This is a genomic window from Rhizobacter sp. P3_B12 (genome assembly GCF_056402895.1).
The window spans coordinates 1-1868 of the sequence record NZ_JBFUGN010001116.1 but is presented as its reverse complement, the minus strand read 5'-3'; the positions used below and the strand labels follow the sequence as shown (position 1 = coordinate 1868).

Here is a 1868-nt window from a genome sequence, read left to right as displayed (position 1 = left end):
TTCCCGCTGTGGCGGCTGCTGCCGCCGCGCCCATCGCCTATGCTGTCCCCATGTCCGAGACACCCGACCCCACCGGCACGCTGCCGCAACCCCGTCCCGCGTCGGATGACGACGAACGCGAAGCGATCGACCGCCTCGGCCGCGTGCATGGCCCCGGCGAGCTCCGCGCGGTGCTGCTGGCACTGATCGCGACGCCCGGCAGCCAGCGCGAGCGCCGCGCCTGGCGCGACGAGACCCGCGGCCTGAGCACGGCCGATGCGTTGCGCGACGAGGTCAACAAGCTGGGCCCGGCGGCGCGCCTGCCGTGGATCGAGGTGCTGCTCACGCGCATCGCGCGCGCGCCGCTGAACGACCGGCAGGATGTCGTCGAAGCGGCCCGCCGCGTGATGGCCGCCGACGGCCAGGTGCGCCCGATCGACCGCCTGCACTGGCTGGCGCTGCGGCACCGCCTCGGCGAAGCCCGCCCGCCCAGCCCCAACGCGAGCGCCAGCAACGACCTCGCCGAGCTGCCGGAATCGGCGCTGATGCAGGTGGCGCGGTTCACGGCCTTCCTGTCGCGGCTCGTGCCCGATGGCGAGCTCGAGAGCGGCACGGCCTGGTACCAGGCGGTGATGAAGCGCTGGGTGCGCGATGCGATCGTGCCGGCGCCCGAACTGCCCGATGCCGACGAGGTGGCGCAGGCGCTCGCCGTCGTGCAGGGCCTCCCTTGGATGCTGCGGCCGGTGCTGGTGCGCGCCTGGCTCGAGGCGGCGCTGGCCGCGAGCCCGATGAACCGGCTGTCGGACGGCGCGGCCGATGCGCTGCGGCTGGCCGGGCTGCTGCTCGACTCGCCGCTGCCGCCCGAGCTGGCCCGGCACTACATCGAGCTGCCGGCGGCGGTGCTGCGCGCCGGCCTCAGTTCTGGCACATGACCGAGGCGGACGCGACCAGCTCGTCGAACAGCGCCATCGACACCTCGCCCGACACCGCGTACGGATCGAGCTCGGCGCGCTCGGAATACTTCAGCAGCAGCGCCGGGTTCAGCATGTTCATCATCACCTGGCCCATGGCCCAGCCGGCGAAGCGGCGCTCGCCGATCTCTTCGTAGCGCAGCAGCGCCACGTCGTGGTGGCGCGGGTCGTTGGCGATGCGGTTGTACAGCTGGCTGACCGGCAGCCGGCCGCCTTCGAGCACCTGCAGGAAGATGCCGCCGGAATGGCACAGCACCCCGGTCACGCCGACCTGCGGGTTGTGGGCACGCGATTTCTTCATGATCGCCGCGAGCGTCTCGGTGTCCATCGACGCGGCGGCACGGCTGGCGTACATCAGGCGCACGAGCATGGGGAATCCTTTCAGGTCTTCTTGCTCAGCAGGGACAGGAATTCGCGGCGCAGGTTCGCGTCCTTCAGGAACGAGCCGCGCATCACGCTGTTGGTCATCATCGACTGGTCGTCCTTCACGCCGCGCCAGTGCATGCAGAAGTGATCGGCTTCCATCACGAGGGCGAGGCCGTCGGGCTTGACGCGGCTCTGCAATTCGTTGGCCAGCATCGTGACGGCCTCTTCCTGGATCTGCGGGCGGCTCATGATCCAGTCGCAGATGCGGGCGTACTTCGACAGCCCGATCAGGTTCGAATGCTCGTTCGGCAGGATGCCGATCCACACCCGCCCCATGATCGGGCACAGGTGGTGCGAGCAGGCGCTGCGCACCGTGATCGGGCCGACGATCATCAGCTCGTTGAGCCGCTCGACGTTCGGGAACTCGGTGACCGCGGGGATCGGCACGTAGCGGCCGCGGAACACCTCGGTCAGGAACATCTTCGCGACGCGCTTGGCAGTCTCGTGGGTGTTGTGGTCGCTGTCGGTGTCGATCACCAGCGCCTTCAACAC

3 protein-coding genes are annotated in these 1868 nt (G+C 70.0%); 1 reads left to right on the top strand and 2 read right to left on the bottom strand.

Annotated features, from left to right (window positions below; genetic code table 11):
- Positions 1 to 50 precede the first annotated feature (50 nt).
- Complete coding sequence (locus AC1D01_RS32760; protein WP_477873664.1) at positions 51 to 911, top strand: hypothetical protein; 861 nt, start codon at positions 51 to 53, stop codon at positions 909 to 911.
- On the opposite strand, the gene AC1D01_RS32755 is transcribed toward AC1D01_RS32760, so the two are convergent.
- Both AC1D01_RS32755 and folE read right to left on the bottom strand, forming a co-directional pair.
- Positions 895 to 1320 carry a BLUF domain-containing protein gene (locus tag AC1D01_RS32755; protein ID WP_477873663.1) on the bottom strand — a complete coding sequence of 142 codons (426 nt, stop codon included), beginning with the start codon at positions 1318 to 1320 and terminating at the stop codon, positions 895 to 897. The genes AC1D01_RS32760 and AC1D01_RS32755 overlap by 17 nt on opposite strands.
- 11 nt (positions 1321 to 1331) lie before the next feature.
- Positions 1332 to 1868, bottom strand: a 537-nt coding sequence (gene folE / locus AC1D01_RS32750; protein WP_477873662.1) for a GTP cyclohydrolase I, incomplete at its 5' end; no start/stop codon positions are given.